Here is a 1,196-nt window from a genome sequence, read left to right on the forward strand (position 1 = left end):
ACGTCGATTTTTTTGCCGAGAGCGACGTTGAGTTTTTCGCGGTCGAGCTCGCCTTCCGACCAGGAGATGACCACGGTGGCGACGCCATTGCCGATGATATTGGTCAAAGCGCGGCATTCGCTCATGAATTTGTCGATGCCGAGAACGATCGCCATGCCCGGCACAAGCCGCGGATCGACCACGGCGAGCGTCGCCGCCAGCGTCACGAAGCCGGCCCCGGTGATGCCGCTCGCCCCCTTTGAGGTCAGCATGGCGACGATGAGAATGGTCATCTGCTGGCCGAAATCGAGATGGACGCCAAGCGCCTGGGCGATAAACAGGCTGGCCAGCGTCATATAGATGTTGGTGCCGTCAAGGTTGAAGGAATAGCCGGTCGGCACGACAAGCCCGACCACGGGGCGCGAGCAGCCAAGCCGCTCGAGCTTTTCCATCAAGGCCGGCAGGGCGCTCTCGGACGAGCTGGTGCCGAGCACGATCAGCAGTTCGGATTTGATGTAATTCAGGAACTTGAAGATGCTGAAGCCGGCGATGCGGGCGATCGTTCCGAGAACGAGGAAGATGAACAGCGCCGCCGTGGCATAGAAAGTGGCGACGAGGCCGGCGAGATTGCCGAGCGATTGCGGGCCATATTTGCCGATGGTGAAGGCCATCGCGCCAAAGGCGCCGATCGGGGCGGCCTTCATGACGATGTTGATGACGCCGAAGATGGCGTGCCCGACCTCGTCGATCATATGCAGCACGGTCTTGCCGCGGTCGCCGAGCGCCATCAGCGCGAAGCCGAACAAGACAGCGAACAGCAGCACCTGCAGCACGTCGCCCTTGGCGAAGGCGCCGACGACGCTGTCGGGAATGATGCCGAGCAGGAAGTCGACCGTCGAATGCCCCTCGCCATGCTGCTCGTATTTCGCCACGGCCGCCTCGTCGCCATGGCCGGAAAAGCCTGCGCCGGGCTGCACGACATTGCCGACGATGAGGCCGAGGGCGAGCGCGAAGGTCGAGACGACCTCGAAATAGATCAGAGCCTTGATGGCGACGCGGCCGACCTTCTTGGCGTCCGAGACATGGGCGATGCCGGCGACGACCGTGCAGAAAATGATCGGCGCGATCAGCATCTTGATGAGTTTGATGAAGCCGTCGCCGAGCGCCTTCACCCATGGCGCGGTCGCATATTCCGGCCAGAGCCAGCCAAACAGGGC

The 1,196-nt window shown here is 62.4% G+C and carries 1 protein-coding gene; it reads right to left on the reverse strand.

The window, feature by feature from the left end; translation table 11 throughout:
• The coding region (gene dctA / locus CR492_RS20220; protein WP_102845501.1) for a C4-dicarboxylate transporter DctA at window positions 1–1,196 on the reverse strand (1,196 nt) is incomplete at both ends.

Origin of the sequence: Methylocella silvestris, from assembly GCF_002891535.1 — a bacterium.
Lineage (GTDB): Bacteria > Pseudomonadota > Alphaproteobacteria > Rhizobiales > Beijerinckiaceae > Methylocapsa > Methylocapsa silvestris_A.